Raw genomic sequence first — 18,594 nt, 5'->3', positions numbered from 1 at the left:
CCCCGGACCTTGTCGACAAGGTCCGGGGCAGAAAGTGGGTTTACACAGCCGGGGTCGTGACCAATCCCAGCTCTGATGCGTTCACCAGCAGACGGTGATGCGGAAGAACCCGAACCGTGTAGCCGACCGATCCCGAAACCGGAAGCGCTACTTCGGCTTCGAAGATCTCGATGCCGTCTTCCGAACCGAAATGCGTCATCGGGAAGGTGACCACATCGGTCAGTTCCTCACCCGGAGTGACGCGTCCGATGACTGCTTGCACCTCGACGTCGGACACCGACAAATCACCGAGACGAACCTGAGCCTTCAGCGAGAGAGTCGCACCGATTTCCGGGGTATCCGGCAACCCGGAACCGTCAACCTGCACAACGCTCACGGACGGCCACTGCGATTCGATCCGCCGACGGAACTCGGCAACCTCACGCGCTCCGGCGTAGTTGTCCGCCACCACAGCCCGAGCAGATTCTGCCGACGGCGCGTAGTACTGCACTGCATAGTCACGAACCATGCGTGACGCCAACACCTTCGGGCCCAGATTCTCGAGTGTGTGGCGAACCTTCTCGACCCACCGCGTCGGCAGGTCGGCAGCGTCACGGTCGTAGAACGTGGGTAGCACCGCGTGTTCGAGCAATTCGTAGAGCGCGCTCGCTTCGAGATCGTCACGGCGAACGTCGTCGAGGACGCCGTCGGCGGTCGGGATTGCCCAGCCGTTCTCACCGTCGTACATCTCGTCCCACCATCCGTCACGGATGGAGAGGTTGAGTCCGCCGTTCAGTGCAGACTTCATACCGGAAGTTCCACACGCCTCGAGCGGGCGCAGCGGATTGTTCAGCCACACATCGCAACCCCAGTACAGGTAGCGGGCCATCGACATGTCGTAATCCGGCAGGAAGACGATGCGATGACGGACGTCCGCCTCGTCGGCGAACCGCACCACCTGCTGAATGAGCGCCTTGCCACCGTCGTCGGCGGGATGCGACTTTCCGGCCACCACCAACTGCACTGGCCGCTTTTCGTCGAGGAGCATCGCGCGCAGTCGATCGGGGTCGCGCAGCATCAGGGTGAGTCGCTTGTACGTCGGCACGCGCCTGGCAAACCCGACAGTCAACACATTCGGGTCGAAAACTCCACTGGTCCAACCCAGTTCGGCTTCGGTGGCGCCGCGCTCGAGCCACGACGCCTTCACACGTCGACGCACTTCGTTGACGAGTTTGCCGCGCAAGTCGTTGCGCGTTTCCCAGAGTTCGGTGGCGGACAGCTCGTGCAAGCGCTCCCAGCCGCGCGATTCCTCGAGCTGCTCCTGTCCGACGATCCGGCGGGCGACGTTCATCCATTCCGGCGCCGCCCAGGTGGGCGCATGGACACCGTTGGTCACCGAGCCGATCGGAACCTCGTCAGCGTCGAATCCCGGCCAGAGACCGTTGAACATGTCGCGACTGACGATGCCGTGCAGCTTCGACACACCGTTGGCACGCTGGCCCAGTCGAAGGCCCATGTGCGCCATGTTGAAGATCGACGGATCCGATTCGCGGCCCATGCCGACGATGCGATCGACCGTCAGGCCGGGAAGAAGCGTCGATTCGTTCTCGCCGTTGGAACCGCCGAAGTAGTGGCGAACCAGATCTGCCGGGAAGCGGTCGATTCCGGCGGGCACCGGAGTGTGGGTCGTGAAGACGGTACCGGCGCGTACAGCCGCCAACGCCGAATCGAAATCCAGCCCGCTGGTGGTGACAAGTTCACGAATTCGTTCGATACCGAGGAAACCGGCGTGGCCCTCGTTCATGTGGAACACCTCGGGATCGGGCAATCCGTATGCCGCGGTGTACGCCCGAACCGCACGTACGCCACCGATACCCGCAAGGATTTCCTGCTTGATGCGGTGATCCTGATCGCCGCCGTACAGACGGTCGGTCACGCCGCGGAGATCGGGATCGTTCTCAGCGATGTCCGAATCGAGGAGAAGCAGGGGCACCCGGCCGACCTGCGCGATCCACACCCGCGACCGGAGAACTCGCCCACCGGGCATCGCGACGTGGATCACTACCGGCGATCCGTCGTCGGACGACGGGCCGGCATCCGTCAGCAAACGCAGAGGCAACCCCTGCGGATCGTGGGGTGGGTAGTGCTCGGCCTGCCACCCGTCGGCTGTCAGGGACTGGCGGAAGTAGCCGGATCGATAGAGCAGTCCGACACCGATCAGCGGCAGTCCCAGATCCGATGCGGCCTTGAGATGATCGCCGGCCAGAATTCCCAGGCCACCCGAGTAGTTCGGCAGGACTTCGCTGACGCCGAATTCCATGGAGAAGTACGCAATTCCCCCAGCCAGCGACACCCCCTTTGCCTGCTGCGACTGGTACCAGCGCGGAGTGCTCAGGTAGCTGTCGAGATCGGCGGCCGCGGTGTCGAGGTCAGCGAGGAAGTCGTCGTCGCTGCTGAGCTCGTCGAGTCGGGCGGGATCGACCTCTCCGAGCATTCGAACCGGATCGAACTGAACTGCTTGCCAGAGTTCAGGGTCCAGGCGCGAGAACAGATCCTGAGTCTCGGGATGCCAGGACCAACGCAAGTTGGTGGACAAGGGGCCGAGCGCTGCAAGGCGCTCCGGAAGGTGGGCTCGGACAGTGAACCGACGCAAGGCTTTCACCCCGCGAACCCTAGTCGAGTTGAACCACCGTGTCCGCTGGAGCGACGACAAGGCGCTGTACCCACTACGGTTGAACTCGGCCACACCAGTAACACTCCACCATCAGAAATGGAGCTTCCCGTGACAGGACGCCTCGGTATCGACGACGTGGTACCCGCGATCTCGGGTAACTATCCAGCCAAGGCCGTAGTGGGTGAAGTGTTTCCCGTACACGCCACGGTATGGCGAGAGGGCCACGACGCAGTTGCGGCCACCCTCACCGTGCGCGGACCCCGCGGAACCAAACCGATACGCATCCAGATGGACCCGGGCAGCGAACCGGACACCGTCGACGCTGTATTCGTTCCGTCCACCGAGGGACTCTGGACGTTCCGGATCGAAGCGTGGAGTGATCCCGTCGCAACCTGGAAGCACGCCGTCGAAGCCAAACTGTCCGTCGGGCAAGGCCCGGCAGAGCTAGCCAACGACCTCGAGATCGGCGCGCGACTCTTCGAGCGCGCCGCCCAGGAACAGCCCCGCGCCAACCGCTCGAAGTTGGAGGCGGTGACGGCGTCGCTGCGCAGCACCGCGCCGGTGACAGCCCGGGTCGCCCCGGCATTTGCGTCGGACGTCGCCGAGTTGCTCCGCGCGCATCCCCTGCGCGAGTTGGTCACCAAGGGCGAACCGCACAACGTGCTGGTCGACCGCAACCGAGCACTTTTCGGTTCGTGGTACGAGTTCTTCCCCCGCTCCACCGGCGGCTGGGACGAGAACGGGGTGCCGAAGCACGGCACGTTCAAGACCGCGTCGGAGGATCTACCGCGCATTGCCGCAATGGGTTTCGATGTTGTCTACCTGCCGCCGATTCACCCGATCGGTGAGATAAATCGCAAGGGCCGCAACAACACGCTCACTCCCGAACCCGGGGATGTCGGATCGCCATGGGCCATCGGCTCCGCCGAAGGTGGGCACGACGCAGTCCATCCGAAACTCGGAACGCTCAAGGATTTCAAGGCGTTCGTGTCGCGGGCACGCAAACTCGACCTCGAAGTGGCACTCGACCTCGCACTGCAATGTGCACCCGATCATCCTTGGGCAGCAAAGCATCCCGAGTGGTTCACTGTTCTGCCCGACGGCACCATCGCCTACGCGGAGAACCCGCCCAAGAAGTACCAGGACATCTATCCGATCAACTTCGACATCGACCCGGACGGGTTGGACAAGGAAATCCTGCGCGTCGTTCGCCACTGGATCAACGCGGGGGTCAAGATCTTTCGCGTCGACAACCCCCACACCAAGCCGCCCAACTTCTGGGAAAAGCTGATCTCCGAAGTCAAGAAATCCGATCCGGACGTTCTCTTCCTGGCCGAGGCGTTCACCCGGCCGGCCCGCATGTACGGCCTGGCCCGACGCGGCTTCACACAGTCGTACACGTACTTCACGTGGCGCGTCGCAAAGTGGGAACTGACGGAATTCGGCAACGAACTCGCAGCCAAAGCCGACGAGGCGCGCCCCAATCTCTTCGTGAACACCCCGGACATCCTGCACGAGTCGCTACAGCACGGCGGACCCGGAATGTTCGCGCTGCGGGCAGCTCTCGCCGCAACACTCGCGCCGACGTGGGGCGTCTACTCGGGGTACGAACTCTACGAGCACCAGGCGGTGCGTCCCGGTAGCGAAGAGTATCTGGACTCGGAGAAGTACGAACTACGTCCGCGCCGGTTCGCGGAAGCCGCTGCGCGCGGCGAATCCCTCGAACCCTGGATCACCACGCTGAACCGCATCCGCCGCGCGCACCCCGCTCTGCAACAACTCCGCAACCTGCATTTCCACCACATCGACAACGACGCGATCATCGCCTACTCGAAGTTCGATCCGATCACCGGCGACGCCGTACTCACCGTCATCAACCTCAATCCGTTTGCCGCGGAAGAGGGAACGATCTGGCTGGACATGCCGGCACTCGGGCGCGAATGGCACGACCACATGAGCGTGCTCGACGAAGTGAGCGGCGAGCAATATCAGTGGGGCCAAGCAAATTTCGTTCGCCTAGAGCCGTGGCGGTCCGTCGCCCACATTCTTGCGCTACCGCCAGTTCCCTACCCCGCCAGAACTTCCCTGGCATACCGCGGAGGTAAATGATGGTCGCCGAACTGCCTGCCGGGGTTGCTCCAGCGCCCCACGATCTGGAATTGCTTGCCCGCGGCGAACACCACGATCCGCACAGCGTCCTCGGCGCGCACGCACACCCCGACGGAACAGTGCTGCGTACCCTTCGGCCACACGCCGAGTCTGTCAACGCCGTCATCGGCGGAAAGGTCTTTCCCCTCCACCACATTTCGGGTGGGGTCTTCGCCGCACTGGTCCCCTACCCGGAACTCATGGACTACCGGTACTCGGTCACCTACCCGGGTGGGCATACCGTCGTTGTTGCCGATCCGTACCGATTCCTCCCCACGCTCGGCGAACTTGATCTCCACCTCTTCGGTGAGGGTCGGCACGAACGCCTGTGGGATATTCTCGGCGCCCACCCGCGCAGCTACGAGACGCCGGACGGAGTAGTCGAGGGAACCTCGTTTGCGGTGTGGGCACCCGCCGCCCGGGGAGTCACCGTCATCGGCGACTTCGACGGCTGGGGTGGGCAATTCGCGCCCATGCGCGTCCTCGGTTCGACAGGAGTCTGGGAACTGTTCCTGCCCGGAATCACAGCAGGTGAACTGTACAAGTTCCGCGTCCACGGGCGAGACGGTTCGGTAGCGGACAAGGCCGACCCGATGGCCTTCGCCACCGAAGTACCGCCGGCGACGGCGTCACGCGTGAGTACCAGTTCCCACATCTGGCACGACGCCGACTGGCTCGAGGCCCGCGCGCACGTCGACCCAGCGCAGTCACCGATGAGTGTGTACGAAGTGCATCTCGGATCCTGGCGCCCTGGCCTCGACTACCGGCAGATGGCCGAGCAACTCGCGCAGTACGTCACCGAAACCGGGTTCACACACGTCGAATTGCTCCCAGTCGCCGAGCACCCGTTCGGCGGTTCCTGGGGATATCAGGTCACGTCGTACTACGCTCCGACGGCACGATTCGGGACACCCGACGATTTCCGCTGGTTTGTCGATCACCTCCATGCCGCCGGCATCGGTGTTCTCGTCGACTGGGTTCCCGCTCACTTCCCCAAGGACGAGTGGGCACTGGCCCGCTTCGACGGCACACCGCTCTACGAACATGCCGATCCGCAGCGCGGCGAGCAGTTGGACTGGGGTACATACGTATTCGACTTCGGTCGACGCGAGGTCCGCAACTTCCTCGTCGCCAACGCGCTGTTCTGGCTCGACGAATTCCACATCGACGGCCTACGCGTCGATGCTGTCGCATCGATGCTCTACCTGGATTACTCCCGCCCGGAAGGTGGCTGGACTCCCAACATTCACGGTGGCCGAGAGAACCTGGAAGCAGTTGCGTTCCTTCAGGAGATGAATGCCACCGTCCACAAGAAGCACCGTGGCGTTGTCACCGTTGCGGAGGAATCAACCGCGTGGCCTGGAGTCACCCGCGCGACCAATGTGGGCGGCCTCGGATTCAACATGAAATGGAACATGGGGTGGATGCACGACACCCTGGGATTCCTGGGCCGCGACCCCGTCCACCGCACGTACCACCATCACGAGATCACCTTCTCGCTGATGTACGCGTGGAGCGAGAACTACCTACTGCCCATAAGCCACGACGAGGTCGTCCACGGCAAGGGAACCTTGTGGACACGTATGCCCGGCAACGATTTCGCGAAAGCCGCGGGGCTTCGCGCTCTCCTCGCCTACATGTGGGCGCACCCGGGTAAGCAGCTTCTGTTCATGGGCCAAGAATTCGGCCAGACGGCCGAGTGGTCCGAAGAACGAGGCCTCGACTGGTGGCAACTCGACGACCCGAACACCGGCAATCTCCACCGCGGCGCGATGCAGCTGGTCAGCGATCTCAACTCTGCATACCGCCGGCATCCGGCAATGTGGACCCTGGACACCTCGCCTGGCGGGTACTCGTGGATCGACGCCAACGACACCGAGAACAACGTCCTGAGTTTTCTGCGTTACGGTACTGACGGCTCGATTGTCGCCTGCCTCTTCAACTTCTCGGGCAGCGAACACTCGAGCTACCGCGTCGGGCTACCGGAGCCCGGCCGATGGGTGGAAATCCTCAACACCGATGCGCAGGCGTACGGCGGCTCGGGGGTGGGCAACCTCGGTGCGGTCACAGCGACGTCGCAGTCGTGGCACGGTCGGCCGGCGTCAGCTCAGGTCGCACTTCCCGCCAACGGTGCGATATGGATCAGTCTGGAGCGTTGATGGTGGGCCGGCGAGCAGCACTAGTCACTTCGTCGTTGTTGGCAACTGCTGCCGTGTTGTCCGGCTGTTCGCAGACCTCCAGTGGCCAGGCCGTCTCGATCTACCACGACCCCTTCCGCGTTGCCGGCCTCGACGCGTCGTCCGGTCCTAGTGGCCTGCGACCCGGTGCGCCCGACGCCGAACGCGACATCGTCGGCACCGACGGCGGTTCCATCGACGCACTCGCCGCCAACGCGATCACCGACATCGAAACCTTTTGGAACACGCAGTATCCGACACTGTTCAACGAACCGTTCCAACCCGTCGACACGCTGATCTCGTGGGATCCCACCGAATCGAACGGCCCGGACTTCTGCGAGGAGACCACAGAAGACCTCATCAACGCCGGCTACTGCAGCCTCGACCACACCATCGGGTGGGATCGCGAACTTCTCCTTCCCGAGGTGCAGGAAAAGTTCGGGGACGTCGCCGTCGCGTTCATCTTCGCGCACGAGTACGGCCATGCCGTCCAGCGCAAAGCCGGAATCGTCAAAGGTGGGTCCGAATCGGCCCTGGTGCGTGAACAACAGGCCGACTGCTTCGGTGGTGCGTTCCTGCGGCACGTTGCCGAGGACAAGGCAGCACACTTCACCATGAACACATCCGACGGCCTGAACAAGGTGCTCGCCTCTGCGGTCGCTATCCGTGACGACGATCCCAACGATCCCGACTCACACCACGGTTCCGCGTTCGAACGCGTCACCGCAACACAGATCGGGTTCACCGACGGCGCGTCCGCCTGCACGCGTATCGACCAGGAAGAAATCGAATCCCGGCGGGCTGAACTGCCCCAGCAATTCGACTCCGAAGGCGATTCAGGAGAACTTCCCGTCACCGAGGAAACGCTGCAGGAGTTCCTCACGACATTCCAGTCGGTCTTCGAATTGGAGAATCCGCCGACAGTCACATTCACCGGCGCGGACACCGGATGCGCCGACGCCGTCGCTACCGAACCGGTCTCGTTCTGCCCCTCGACCAACACCATCGGCATCAATGTCGACGAGTTGGCGGAACGCGGAACACCGGGACGGGTCGGTCGACGCGAATTGATGCAGACCGACATCACCGGCGACTACAACGCATACGTACTGCTCGCGTCGCGGTACACCCTCGCGATGCAGCAGCAACGTGGTCAGGCACTCGACACACCACAGACCGCGCTGCGGGCGGCGTGCTTGGCCGGAGTGATCACAGCCGCACTGAGCCCCTCCAATGCAGCCGAGTCCGGAGCACAGGTCACCCTGTCGCCCGGCGACCTCGACGAGGCCGTCTCCGGCTTGTTGACGGACGGGTTGGCTGCCAGTGACGTCAACGGCGACACCGTCCCGAGCGGCTTCGCCCGGGTCGACGCCTTCCGTACCGGTGTGTTGGGTGGGCAGGTGTCCTGCGACAGCCGCTATACGGAGTAGCGGCCGTAGTAGGCCTAGTAGAGCGCTGCCGCCAGTTTGCGGCGGGCTGCCATCACCATGGGCTCGGCGGGATCGAACAATTCGAAGAGTTCGAGCAGACGCGTCCGCGCCGCGGCCTTGTCGTCACCTGCACTGCGTGACACGACGCCGATGAGGCGAGCAAAAGCTGCTTCCGGTTGCTGTCCGGCCATCTCCAGGTCCGCTGCCGCGAACTGCAGTTCGGCATTCGACGGATCTGCGTCGGCTGCCGCCACGGCGTCGGGTTCGGTGTTCTGGGCACGCGCCATGAACTTGACCTGGCGAACAGCGTTGAGGGCCTCGGCGTTGGTCGGCTCGGCGTCGAGAATCACCTGGTATGCCGCAATGGCACCGTCGAGATCACCGGCGTCGAGGGCGGTTTCGGCAGCAACGAATCGTGGATCTTCCACTTCTGGTTCGTCGCGCTCAGCAGTCGGAACGGGCCCGCTGAGCTTTCCGGCGGTAGCTTGCAGAACGGCAGCAAACCATTGAGTCAACTGCTCTTCGGGCTGCGCGCCCTGGAAATCTGCCAACGGCTGACCGGCGGCAACGGCAACAACCGTCGGCACCGACTGGATTCCGAAGGCCTGCGCGATCTGGGGGCTGACATCGACGTCGACGTTCGCAAGAATCCACTGACCACCTGCCTGCGCGGCCAATCGCTCCAGCACCTCGGTGAAGACGACAGACGGCTCGTACGCGCGCCCACCGAGGTTGACGATCACGGGCACCTGGCTCGACTTGACCAGAACTTCGGCCTCGAAGTTCGCTTCCGTCACCTCTACGACGGACCCGTTTGCAGCAGAAACGGCCCCATCGCCGCTGGGATTACGCGGAGGTGGGGCCGTGGCCCGCTCTTTGAGAGCGGACAAGTCGACTGCGCCGCTCATAGCGGCTGCAACTGCTGACGAACGCGCTGGGGGCCTGGATCCTGGTCGAGTCACAAGTCCCAGTTTGTCACGAGTTGCCGGAACCTTCGAAGAGGCCTACTTCACTTAAGCGAGCGCGGGGTCCGCAGCGGCTGTGTTCACCTTGGACAGTTCCGCCAACTTGCCTGTGCGCGCGGCCCACGCTTCGAAAACAATCGTGCCGAACGGCGGGATGCTGGCAAACAGTGCCCAGAACGTGGTGACCAGGTTCCACTTCAACTGCTTTGCAGTCCAGAGCGCAACCAGGATGTAGATGACGAACACAGCACCGTGGAAGGGACCGAAGATCTTGACGCCTGCCACCATTCCCTCTTCGGGGATGTACTTGAAGGCCATTCCGACCAACAGTCCGAGCCATGTGAAGGCCTCGAGGACGGCAATGAAACGGAACCGCTTTGCGGTGGTACTGAGATCGAAGACGTTCGCCATGAACCCCATTGTGCCCGAACAACTACGACGCCCCGTAGTGGTGTGAGGAATACCACGAGGCGTCGTAGAGCGAACTGAGGTGTTCAGGTGTATTTAGACTCTCAGGCCTTGGGCACGCGGACGATCAGTGCGTCGCCCTGCCCGCCGCCGCCGCACAGTGCGGCCGCGCCGATGCCGCCGCCGCGGCGCGCCAACTCGAGTGCCAGGTGCAGCGCGATCCGGGCACCGGACATCCCGAGGGGATGCCCGACGGCGATGGCGCCGCCGTTGACGTTCACCTTCGCCGGGTCGAGGCCGAGCTCACGCGTGGAGGCGATACCGACGGCCGCGAACGCCTCGTTGATCTCGACGAGATCGAGATCGGCGGGCGCGATGCCTTCCTTCGCGCAGGCCTTCGCGATGGCCCGCGCCGGCTGGGACTGCAGGGTCGAATCGGGGCCCGCGACCACACCGTGGGCACCGATCTCCGCGATCCACGCCACACCGAGTTCTTCGGCCTTGGCCTTGCTCATCACGACCACGGCGGCGGCGCCGTCGGAGATCGGGGAGGCGGAGCCGGCGGTGATGGTGCCGTCCTTGCTGAACGCGGGACGCAGTTTGCCGAGGGATTCGACGGTGGTGTCGGCGCGGATGCCCTCGTCCTGCGCGAAGACGATCGGATCGCCCTTGCGCTGCGGGATCGAGACGGGGACGACCTCGTTGTCGAAGAGGCCGTCCTTCCAGGCGCGGGCGGCGTTCTGGTGTGAGGCCGCGGCAAACGCGTCCTGCTCCGCGCGGGTGATGTGGGTGTCGTCCTGCTGGTTGACCTGTTCGGTGAGCAGGCCCATCGCCTGGTCGGTGAAGATGTCGTGCAGGCCGTCGTACGCCATGTGGTCGCGCATCGTGACGTCGCCGTACTTGAACCCTTCGCGGCTTTTTTCGAGCATGTGCGGTGCGCGGGACATCGATTCCTGCCCGCCGGCGACGACGACGTCGAATTCGCCGGCGCGGATCAGCTGATCGGCCAGGGCGATGGCGTCGACACCGGAGAGGCAGACCTTGTTGATGCTCAGGGCGGGAACGCTCATCGGGATGCCCGCGGCGACGGCGGCCTGGCGGGCCGGCATCTGGCCGGCGCCGGCGGTGAGGACCTGACCCATGATGACGTACTCGACCTGCTCCGGGGCGACACCGGCCTTCTCGAGGGCGCCCTTGATGGCGATGCCACCGAGATCGGACCCGGACAGGTCCTTCAACGAACCCATGAGTCGACCCATCGGGGTACGGGCTCCGGCAACAATCACAGAACTGGTCACGATTTCCTCCGGCTGCAAAAAGAGACATAGTCTTCGGGCGCACGTGGTATACGAGCCAAGTCACATCCCGACGTGTACTACTTAAACGGTAGCGCTACCGTGAACGGTATGACACAGACCTCCCCCAGTCCCGCTCTCGCAGCGCTGTCCTCCGACCTCGTCGTCGCCATCGACCACGTCGGAATTGCCGTTCCCGACCTCGATGTCGCCATCGCGTGGTACACCCAACACCTGGGCATGGTCTCGACTCACGAAGAGATCAACGAAGCACAGGGCGTGCGCGAAGCCATGCTCTCCGTCGTCGGTGCGCCCGCCGGCTCCACGGCCGTTCAGTTGCTCGCACCGCTCGACGAGAACTCGACTATCGCCAAGTTCATCGACCGCAGCGGCCCCGGACTGCAGCAGCTCGCGTACCGCGTCACCGACATCGAAGCTATTTCCGACGAGCTCCGTGCACGCGGCGTCCGGTTGCTCTACGACGCACCGAGGCGCGGCACCGCGAACTCACGCATCAACTTCATCCACCCGAAGGACGCCGGCGGTGTACTCGTCGAACTGGTCGAACCGGCCGCGTCGCACTAGTAGGCCCGACTCCTGCAGATATGCCAGGTAGATTGTCGCCATGGCATACGAGCAGGACCGCGGTTCCATTCAACTTCCGTTTCAGATCGCACGGAAGGGATACGACCGCGACGAGGTACGCAACTACTTCGAGCGATTCGACGTAGAACTGCGTGTGACGGCTGCGGATCGCGATGCCGCAGCCGCGCAAGCCCGTGACCTTGCCAAGCAGTTGGACGATGCCCGCGACGACATCGACGATCTCCGTAAGGACGTCGACCGCCTGTCCGTTCCACCCACCACTGCGGAGGGCATGAGCGATCGCATCAGCCGCATGCTCCGACTGGCGTCCGACGAAGCATCCGAGGTTCGCGCGAAGGCCGAGGCCGACGCAGCAGAGATGACCTCCATCGCCGAACAGGACGGCGCCCGCCTACGCGGGCACTACGAGTCGTTGATCGCGGAGCTCGACGACCGCCGCAACGCCATGGAAACCATGCACGAGCAGACCATGTTGCAGGCCAAGACCGAAGCGGCGCGCATCGTCGAAGCCGCGCAGGCCGAGCGCGACCGTCTGGCCGCCGAATCCGAGGCGAAGCGAACTCAAATTCGCGAAGATTTCGACATCTCGATGGCGGAACGACGCGCCAAGGTTGTTGCCGCAGTCGACGAACTCGAAGCATCAAGCAAGGCAGAAGCCGAACGACGATTGACCGACGCCACGCGCGAAGCGCAGCGTCGTCTACAGGCTGCGACAGATCAGTCCGAGCGAAAGATCGCTCACGCCAAGGAACTTGCCGAAGAACTGCGCGTTCTACGTGGACGCATCCTTGCGCAACTCCTGGGAATCCGAGGTCAGCTCGATTCGGTGCCCGCGATGCTCGCCTCCGTCAACCGTGAGAGCGAATTGCTCGACGCTCCGACCACTCCGCCGTCCTCGGAATTCACCGACGACGAGTACGAGGAAACGAGCTACACAGAATCCGAACCGGAAACTGACGACTCGGATGACATCGAAGACACCAACACAGCCGAAATCGACACCCGCGAGGTCGAACAGCGGGCGCAGTCCCGAAACTGATCCGTCACGACCACCTTCTGGTCAGGCCGCGGGTGCCGCGGCCTGACCAGCATCCGGTATGCCAATGCCGACGCTCCGCGGCCCCACCGGGCTCCGACGGCCACGTCACCACATGCGCAACTCCCGGCCTGATGTCGTGGTCACAGCCGGGGCATCGATAGAACTTCGTGGCATTGGCTCCCGGAATCGGCCGAACCATGTACAGCTCGCCGCCCGGACCGGGCTCCTCCCGGACCACTGCCCCGCCAAAAAGCACACCACGCGGTTCATCCGAAGCCGGACCTCGTCGACTGTCAGTACGACGAGATTGTTTCGGCATCGGTTTCCGGCGAGGCATTAGAAAAGCCGGAACTCGGTGCTCTCGGTCCCGCGTAACGCCTCGTAGTCGAGGACAAGGCAGCGAATCCCGCGGTCGGTTGCCAAAGTCTTGGCCTGCGGCTTGATCTGTTGCGCCGCAAACACTCCCGTTACCGGAGCGAGCAGCGGATCACGGTTGAGCAATTCGAGATAGCGCGTCAGCTGCTCGACACCGTCGATCTCCCCGCGACGCTTGATCTCGACGGCAACCGAAGCACCATCGGCATCACGAACCAGAAGATCGACCGGCCCGATAGCCGTCATGTATTCGCGTCGTACCAAGGTGTAGCCCTTACCCAGCGTTTCGACATGCTCTGCGAGAAGCTCTTGCAGGTGCGCCTCGACGCCGTCCTTGATCAAACCAGGATCGATACCGAGTTCGTACGACGAATCATGTTCGACCTCTTCGAGGGTGATCCGCAGCTCTTCGCCGGCCTTGTTGGTCACGACCCACAGAATGTCGTCGCTGTCACCGGTGGTCTCGACCAACCAGCACGGCGGACTCATCCAGTTGAGCGGCTTATACGCCCGGTCATCGGCATGGATGCTGACGGAACCGTCCGCTTTGACCAACAGAAGGCGTCTGGCGGTAGGGAGATGGGAAGTCAATCGACCTACGTAGTCGACACGGCAACGAGCAATAACTAAGCGCACTGCACCACCCTAAGGGATCGGTGCGACTAGTCTCGACACACTATGCAGCCCAGCAATGTCCCGAGCGCGCCCCTAGGGTCGTGGCTGCTCGGATCCACAGACGAGAGTCCCCGCCGACGACGCATTCGCGTCCAGGCCCTCCTCACTGCTCCGCTCCTGGTCACCAATCTGATCGGGTCCGCACTGGCCGTCGTTCTCATCGGAGTTGTTGTTCCAGGCCCGAGCATCATGCGATCGGAGTTCGCGTGGATCAACTTCATCGCAGTGCCGATATTCACTGGGTGTGTCTTCGTCGTCGGGTTGCTCTGGGGAACTACACGCCTCATCCATGATCTTCGGTGGGCAACGGACAACGTCCCGCCGACACCTGAGAATCAGCGTGCCGCGCTGCGTGGACCATGGCGATTGACCCGCGTTCAAGCCATCCTGTGGACGGTGGCATTGGCCACGTTCACCACGATGTACGGGATCGTCGACGCCAACACCATCCCGAAAGTGTTGTTCACCATAGCTTTCAGCGGAATCACGACCTGCGCGTTCTGCTATCTCCTCAGCGAGTTCGCACTTCGTCCCATCGCAGCCCGCGCCCTCGAATCCGGGACACCCCGCAAATCCGCGGTGCTCGGCATCACGGGGCGCACCATCCTGGTCTGGATGCTCGGCAGTGGAGTCCCTGTCACCGGTCTGATGTTGATCGCGATCTTCAGCTTCATCCGTCCAGCCTCTGGGCAGGCTCTCGCAATCGCCATCCTCGTAATCGGCGGAATCACTCTGTGCGTCGGACTCGGGCTGACCTATATCAACATTCGATCGGCTGCGGCGCCGATCCGATCCGTTCGGCGAGGTATGGAGCAAGTCACCCGCGGCGATCTGAGTGCTCACGTCGTTGTCTACGACGGTACCGAATTGGGCTTGCTCCAAACCGGTTTCAATCGTATGGCGGAAGGACTTCGGGAGCGTGAACGCATTCGCGACCTGTTCGGACGACACGTCGGGCATGAGGTTGCAGCCAACGCGATGCGTCAGAATCCCGAACTCGGCGGCGAGGAACGTGACGTATCCGTTCTCTTCGTCGACGTGATCGGTTCCACCACGATCGCCTCGACAAACACTCCCACCGCCGTTGTCGCACTCCTCAACAGGTTCTTCGACGTCATCGTCGACGAGGTCGACGGACATGGCGGATTTGTCAACAAGTTCGAGGGCGACGCAGCCCTTGCCATCTTCGGTGCGCCGAACCGGATCGACGACCACGCGGGCAGCGCACTAGCAGCTGCCAGACAGATCCAGATCCGTCTGTGCGCCGAAGTGCCTGAAATCAATGCCGGCATCGGCGTCGCGTCAGGTATCGCAGTTGCCGGAAATGTCGGTGCGCGTGAAAGATTCGAGTACACCGTGATCGGTGATCCTGTGAACGAGGCAGCCCGTCTCTCCGAGGTGGCCAAGACCGTACCGGGAAATCTGGCAGCGTCAGGCCGCGCTGTTGCGGCGGCACACAACAGCGAAGCCGACCAGTGGCGGATCACCGACAGCATCACACTGCGCGGTCGCCTCGAAGAGACAGAACTTGCGATTCCTCGTGAGCCGGCGGAAGGCCTCGTATCAACCCCTGTTCCGCCGACGGACTGAATCCGGTTACGAGCCGAAAATGTCCCCCAGTTGATTCAGTATCGACGTTGACGGATCGGGTTCTGGGGATACCGGGCTGACCGTACTGTCACCACTGGCGATGTTGAACTGACCGACGGTGGACACCGACTTCGCGGGTGTCACACCGAGGCAGGTGTAAATACCGCTACCGCCATTCGAGCTCGGCCAGATCTTGGCTCCCGACGACGGGTTGTCGTTGCCGAACGACACCTTCGAGTACTTCACGCTCACATCCGGAATGTCGCCACACGTCTTGATCCCGGAGAACTTCTCGATGAAACCGATAGTCGTGCTCTTCAGTCCACCGAATGCGGCTGGAGTGGACCATGACCCCATCTTTGTGACCACTCCGGTGGAATCATTGGTAATCGTTCCCGACCATGTTGTTGCCGTCGCCGACGAACCCGACTTCATGATGTCGAAGGAATATGCCGTTCCGCGCGAATAGGGAACATCAATCGCACACGTGACACCATTGCCCCCGTCAGCGCCCGACCGACATTCCGAAGACAGCGGCACACCACCGGCACCGAACAATGAGAAACGGACACCGGCGGTGCCGTTCGGGGTCTCCACAGCAACCGTGTAGTGGAAACTGTCGATCGTTTCAACCGGCGTGCGGGGAGTCACGTCGTAGGAGATGAAATGCTGCGGGTTGCCAGCGGGTATCGACGACGCCCCAGGCGCGGCAGCACTCGCCACCCCGACGATTTGAGAAACAATTTCAGAATTCTCGAATATTTCCAGCGGATTCAGACATAGAAGTACATTCGACTGTTCTATTTGCAATTAATGAATAGATATATCCGAATTCTTACATTCGATTACAAAACTACAATTGTCTTTATGTGAGCTTTATGTTTTGGGTGAAACGAGAAAAGCCCCCCAACATTGTTGGGGGGCTTTCTCAAGTTGTGTTCGGCGGTGTCCTACTCTCCCACACCCTGTCGAGTGCAGTACCATCGGCGCTGAAGGGCTTAGCTTCCGGGTTCGGAATGGGACCGGGCGTTTCCCCTTCGCTATGACCGCCGTAACTCTATGAAACTGTCACAGTAACTAACCGTGAACCAGATCCTCCACACACCCACCGACAAGTGTCGGTGAATGATGGGGAATCGAATTCAAGGTATCTGTGTGTTGTTTCAGATACCGCACAGTGGACGCGTAGCTTCTTTGTGGTAAGTCCTCGGCCTATTAGTACCAGTCACCTGCATACATTACTGTACTTCCAGTTCTGGCCTATCAACCCGGTGGTCTGCCGGGGGCCTTACCCCCTCGAGGGGGTGAGAAACCTCATCTTGGAACAGGCTTCCCGCTTAGATGCTTTCAGCGGTTATCCCTTCCGAACGTAGCTAACCAGCGGTGCTCCTGGCGGAACAACTGGCACACCAGAGGTTCGTCCGTCCCGGTCCTCTCGTACTAGGGACAGCCTTCCTCAAGTTTCTTACGCGCGCGGCGGATAGAGACCGAACTGTCTCACGACGTTCTAAACCCAGCTCGCGTGCCGCTTTAATGGGCGAACAGCCCAACCCTTGGGACCTACTCCAGCCCCAGGATGCGACGAGCCGACATCGAGGTGCCAAACCATCCCGTCGATATGGACTCTTGGGGAAGATCAGCCTGTTATCCCCGGGGTACCTTTTATCCGTTGAGCGACACCGCTTCCACTTGCCGGTGCCGGATCACTAGTCCCGACTTTCGTCCCTGCTCGACCTGTCAGTCTCACAGTCAAGCTCCCTTGTGCACTTGCACTCGACACCTGATTGCCAACCAGGCTGAGGGAACCTTTGGGCGCCTCCGTTACATTTTGGGAGGCAACCGCCCCAGTTAAACTACCCACCAGGCACTGTCCCTGAACCAGATCATGGTCCGAGGTTAGAGGTCCAATTCGATCAGAGTGGTATTTCAACAACGACTCCACGATAACTGGCGTCACCGTTTCACAGTCTCCCACCTATCCTACACAAACCGAACCGAACACCAATACCAAGCTGTAGTGAAGGTCCCGGGGTCTTTTCGTCCTGCCGCGCGTAACGAGCATCTTTACTCGTAATGCAATTTCGCCGAGTCTACGGTTGAGACAGCTGAGAAGTCGTTACGCCATTCGTGCAGGTCGGAACTTACCCGACAAGGAATTTCGCTACCTTAGGATGGTTATAGTTACCACCGCCGTTTACTGGGGCTTAAATTCTCAGCTTCGCTCCCGAAGGAACTAACCGGTCCTCTTAACCTTCCAGCACCGGGCAGGCGTCAGTCCGTATACATCGTCTTACGACTTCGCACGGACCTGTGTTTTTAGTAAACAGTCGCTTCTCACTGGTCTCTGCGGCCCCACCCAGCTCAGACAGTAAATGTCGTCACCAGACAGGGCCCCCCTTCTCCCGAAGTTACGGGGGCATTTTGCCGAGTTCCTTAACCATAGTTATCTCGATCGCCTTAGTATTCTCTACCTGACCACCTGTGTCGGTTTGGGGTACGGGCCGTGTGAAAGCTCGCTAGAGGCTTTTCTCGGCAGCATAGGATCACTGAATTCGCCTCAATCGGCTACGCATCACGTCTCAGGCTTAATGTGACCCGGATTTGCCTAGGTCACGCCCTACACGCTTACACCGGTATTACCACTGACCGGCCCAGCTACCTTCCTGCGTCACCCCATCGCTTGGCTACTACCAGATCAGGTCCCGTGCATCCACCAACTCGAGACCCGAAGGTCTTCTCGTGGCTTCAGGACGGTTAGTATCACTGATTCACCATGGGCGCGTTCACACGGGTACGGGAATATCAACCCGTTGTCCATCGGCTACGCCTGTCGGCCTCGTCTTAGGTCCCGACTCACCCTGGGCGGATTAACCTGGCCCAGGAACCCTTGGTCATTCGGCGGACGAGTTTCTCACTCGTCTTTCGCTACTCATGCCTGCATTCTCACTCGTGTGGCCTCCACGGCTAGGTCACCCTGCCGCTTCCATGGCCACACGACGCTCCCCTACCCATCCACACACCTGCCCAACACTCCGCAGAGTGAAGGGGGGCTATTGCGTGAATGCCGCAGCTTCGGTGGTGTACTTGAGCCCCGCTACATTGTCGGCGCAGGATCACTTGACCAGTGAGCTATTACGCACTCTTTCAAGGGTGGCTGCTTCTAAGCCAACCTCCTGGTTGTCTTCGCGACCCCACATCCTTTTCCACTTAGTACACGCTTAGGGACCTTAGCT

13 protein-coding genes and 2 rRNA genes (1 of these 15 only partly in view) are annotated in these 18,594 nt (G+C 61.8%); 6 read left to right on the top strand and 9 right to left on the bottom strand.

Going from position 1 to position 18,594, the window contains the following annotated elements; all coding sequences use genetic code 11:
• Window positions 1-40: 40 nt before the first annotated feature.
• Window positions 41-2,641, bottom strand: coding sequence for an alpha-glucan family phosphorylase (gene glgP / locus C7T36_RS17095; RefSeq protein WP_045066889.1), 2,601 nt, complete (start codon window positions 2,639-2,641; stop codon window positions 41-43).
• Window positions 2,642-2,761: 120 nt separating this feature from the next.
• Between glgP and C7T36_RS17090 the strand changes: the two genes are divergently transcribed.
• The 3 genes from C7T36_RS17090 to C7T36_RS17080 are packed head-to-tail and all read left to right on the top strand — an operon-like array spanning window position 2,762 to window position 8,408.
• Complete coding sequence (locus C7T36_RS17090; protein ID WP_045067878.1) at window positions 2,762-4,762, top strand: maltotransferase domain-containing protein; 2,001 nt, start codon at window positions 2,762-2,764, stop codon at window positions 4,760-4,762.
• Entirely contained in the window at window positions 4,762-6,960 is a 2,199-nt protein-coding gene (gene glgB / locus C7T36_RS17085; RefSeq protein ID WP_045066888.1) for a 1,4-alpha-glucan branching protein GlgB, read from the top strand. The genes C7T36_RS17090 and glgB overlap by 1 nt, the downstream gene beginning before the upstream one ends.
• Window positions 6,960-8,408 carry a neutral zinc metallopeptidase gene (locus C7T36_RS17080; protein ID WP_045066887.1) on the top strand — a complete coding sequence of 483 codons (1,449 nt, stop codon included), beginning with the start codon at window positions 6,960-6,962 and terminating at the stop codon, window positions 8,406-8,408. Before glgB ends, C7T36_RS17080 begins: the two co-directional genes overlap by 1 nt.
• 14 nt (window positions 8,409-8,422) lie before the next feature.
• Here the strand turns inward: C7T36_RS17080 and C7T36_RS17075 are convergent, their stop codons facing one another.
• From C7T36_RS17075 to C7T36_RS17065, 3 genes are all read right to left on the bottom strand, one after another.
• On the bottom strand, window positions 8,423-9,316 hold the full coding sequence (locus tag C7T36_RS17075; protein WP_045066886.1) for a tetratricopeptide repeat protein: 894 nt from the start codon (window positions 9,314-9,316) through the stop codon (window positions 8,423-8,425).
• Window positions 9,317-9,421: 105 nt separating this feature from the next.
• The gene (locus C7T36_RS17070) at window positions 9,422-9,784 is read right to left on the bottom strand and encodes a DUF3817 domain-containing protein (protein WP_033233155.1); all 363 of its coding nucleotides are present in this window, start codon (window positions 9,782-9,784) and stop codon (window positions 9,422-9,424) included.
• A gap of 101 nt (window positions 9,785-9,885) precedes the next feature.
• On the bottom strand, window positions 9,886-11,079 hold the full coding sequence (locus C7T36_RS17065; RefSeq protein ID WP_045067877.1) for an acetyl-CoA C-acetyltransferase: 1,194 nt from the start codon (window positions 11,077-11,079) through the stop codon (window positions 9,886-9,888).
• Window positions 11,080-11,187: 108 nt separating this feature from the next.
• Here C7T36_RS17065 and mce point away from each other — a divergent pair, with 108 nt between their 5' ends.
• Both mce and C7T36_RS17055 read left to right on the top strand, forming a co-directional pair.
• The gene (gene mce, locus C7T36_RS17060) at window positions 11,188-11,661 is read left to right on the top strand and encodes a methylmalonyl-CoA epimerase (RefSeq protein ID WP_045066885.1); all 474 of its coding nucleotides are present in this window, start codon (window positions 11,188-11,190) and stop codon (window positions 11,659-11,661) included.
• Window positions 11,662-11,701: 40 nt separating this feature from the next.
• Window positions 11,702-12,721 (top strand): hypothetical protein, encoded by a 1,020-nt coding sequence (locus tag C7T36_RS17055; RefSeq protein WP_033237401.1) that lies wholly within the window; start codon window positions 11,702-11,704, stop codon window positions 12,719-12,721.
• 4 nt (window positions 12,722-12,725) lie between these two features.
• On the opposite strand, the gene C7T36_RS30565 is transcribed toward C7T36_RS17055, so the two are convergent.
• Together C7T36_RS30565 and nucS are read right to left on the bottom strand one after the other, a co-directional pair.
• The gene (locus tag C7T36_RS30565) at window positions 12,726-13,058 is read right to left on the bottom strand and encodes an ATP/GTP-binding protein (RefSeq protein WP_084702718.1); all 333 of its coding nucleotides are present in this window, start codon (window positions 13,056-13,058) and stop codon (window positions 12,726-12,728) included.
• Window positions 13,058-13,732 carry an endonuclease NucS gene (gene nucS / locus C7T36_RS17045; RefSeq protein WP_033237400.1) on the bottom strand — a complete coding sequence of 225 codons (675 nt, stop codon included), beginning with the start codon at window positions 13,730-13,732 and terminating at the stop codon, window positions 13,058-13,060. Before nucS ends, C7T36_RS30565 begins: the two co-directional genes overlap by 1 nt.
• Before the next feature lie 42 nt (window positions 13,733-13,774).
• On the opposite strand from nucS, the gene C7T36_RS17040 reads away from it, so the two are divergent.
• Window positions 13,775-15,361, top strand: a complete 1,587-nt coding sequence (locus C7T36_RS17040; protein WP_045066884.1) for an adenylate/guanylate cyclase domain-containing protein — start codon at window positions 13,775-13,777, stop codon at window positions 15,359-15,361.
• A 6-nt stretch (window positions 15,362-15,367) separates the two neighbouring features.
• On the opposite strand, the gene C7T36_RS17035 is transcribed toward C7T36_RS17040, so the two are convergent.
• The 3 genes from C7T36_RS17035 to C7T36_RS17025 form a co-directional block, all read right to left on the bottom strand.
• Window positions 15,368-16,084, bottom strand: coding sequence for a hypothetical protein (locus C7T36_RS17035; protein WP_052683487.1), 717 nt, complete (start codon window positions 16,082-16,084; stop codon window positions 15,368-15,370).
• A 214-nt stretch (window positions 16,085-16,298) separates the two neighbouring features.
• Window positions 16,299-16,415, bottom strand: a 5S ribosomal RNA gene (rrf, locus tag C7T36_RS17030).
• A gap of 141 nt (window positions 16,416-16,556) precedes the next feature.
• A 23S ribosomal RNA gene (locus C7T36_RS17025) occupies window positions 16,557-18,594 on the bottom strand (it continues 1,097 nt past the right edge of the window).

The sequence above is a fragment of the Rhodococcus sp. AD45-ID genome, assembly GCF_003023755.1.
Classification (GTDB): Bacteria; Actinomycetota; Actinomycetes; order Mycobacteriales; family Mycobacteriaceae; genus Rhodococcus_F; species Rhodococcus_F globerula.
Note: the sequence above shows the minus strand (reverse complement) of the source record. Positions and strands in the feature narration are given on the sequence as shown.

Coding starts and splice junctions, on each gene's coding strand:
- glgB (WP_045066888.1), top strand. CDS start 4,762: ATGGTCGCCGAACTGCCTGCCGGGGTTGCTCCAGCGCCCCACGATCTG.
- C7T36_RS17080 (WP_045066887.1), top strand. CDS start 6,960: ATGGTGGGCCGGCGAGCAGCACTAGTCACTTCGTCGTTGTTGGCAACT.
- C7T36_RS17075 (WP_045066886.1), bottom strand. CDS start 9,316: ATGAGCGGCGCAGTCGACTTGTCCGCTCTCAAAGAGCGGGCCACGGCC.
- C7T36_RS17070 (WP_033233155.1), bottom strand. CDS start 9,784: ATGGCGAACGTCTTCGATCTCAGTACCACCGCAAAGCGGTTCCGTTTC.
- mce (WP_045066885.1), top strand. CDS start 11,188: ATGACACAGACCTCCCCCAGTCCCGCTCTCGCAGCGCTGTCCTCCGAC.
- C7T36_RS17055 (WP_033237401.1), top strand. CDS start 11,702: ATGGCATACGAGCAGGACCGCGGTTCCATTCAACTTCCGTTTCAGATC.
- C7T36_RS30565 (WP_084702718.1), bottom strand. CDS start 13,058: ATGCCTCGCCGGAAACCGATGCCGAAACAATCTCGTCGTACTGACAGT.
- C7T36_RS17040 (WP_045066884.1), top strand. CDS start 13,775: ATGCAGCCCAGCAATGTCCCGAGCGCGCCCCTAGGGTCGTGGCTGCTC.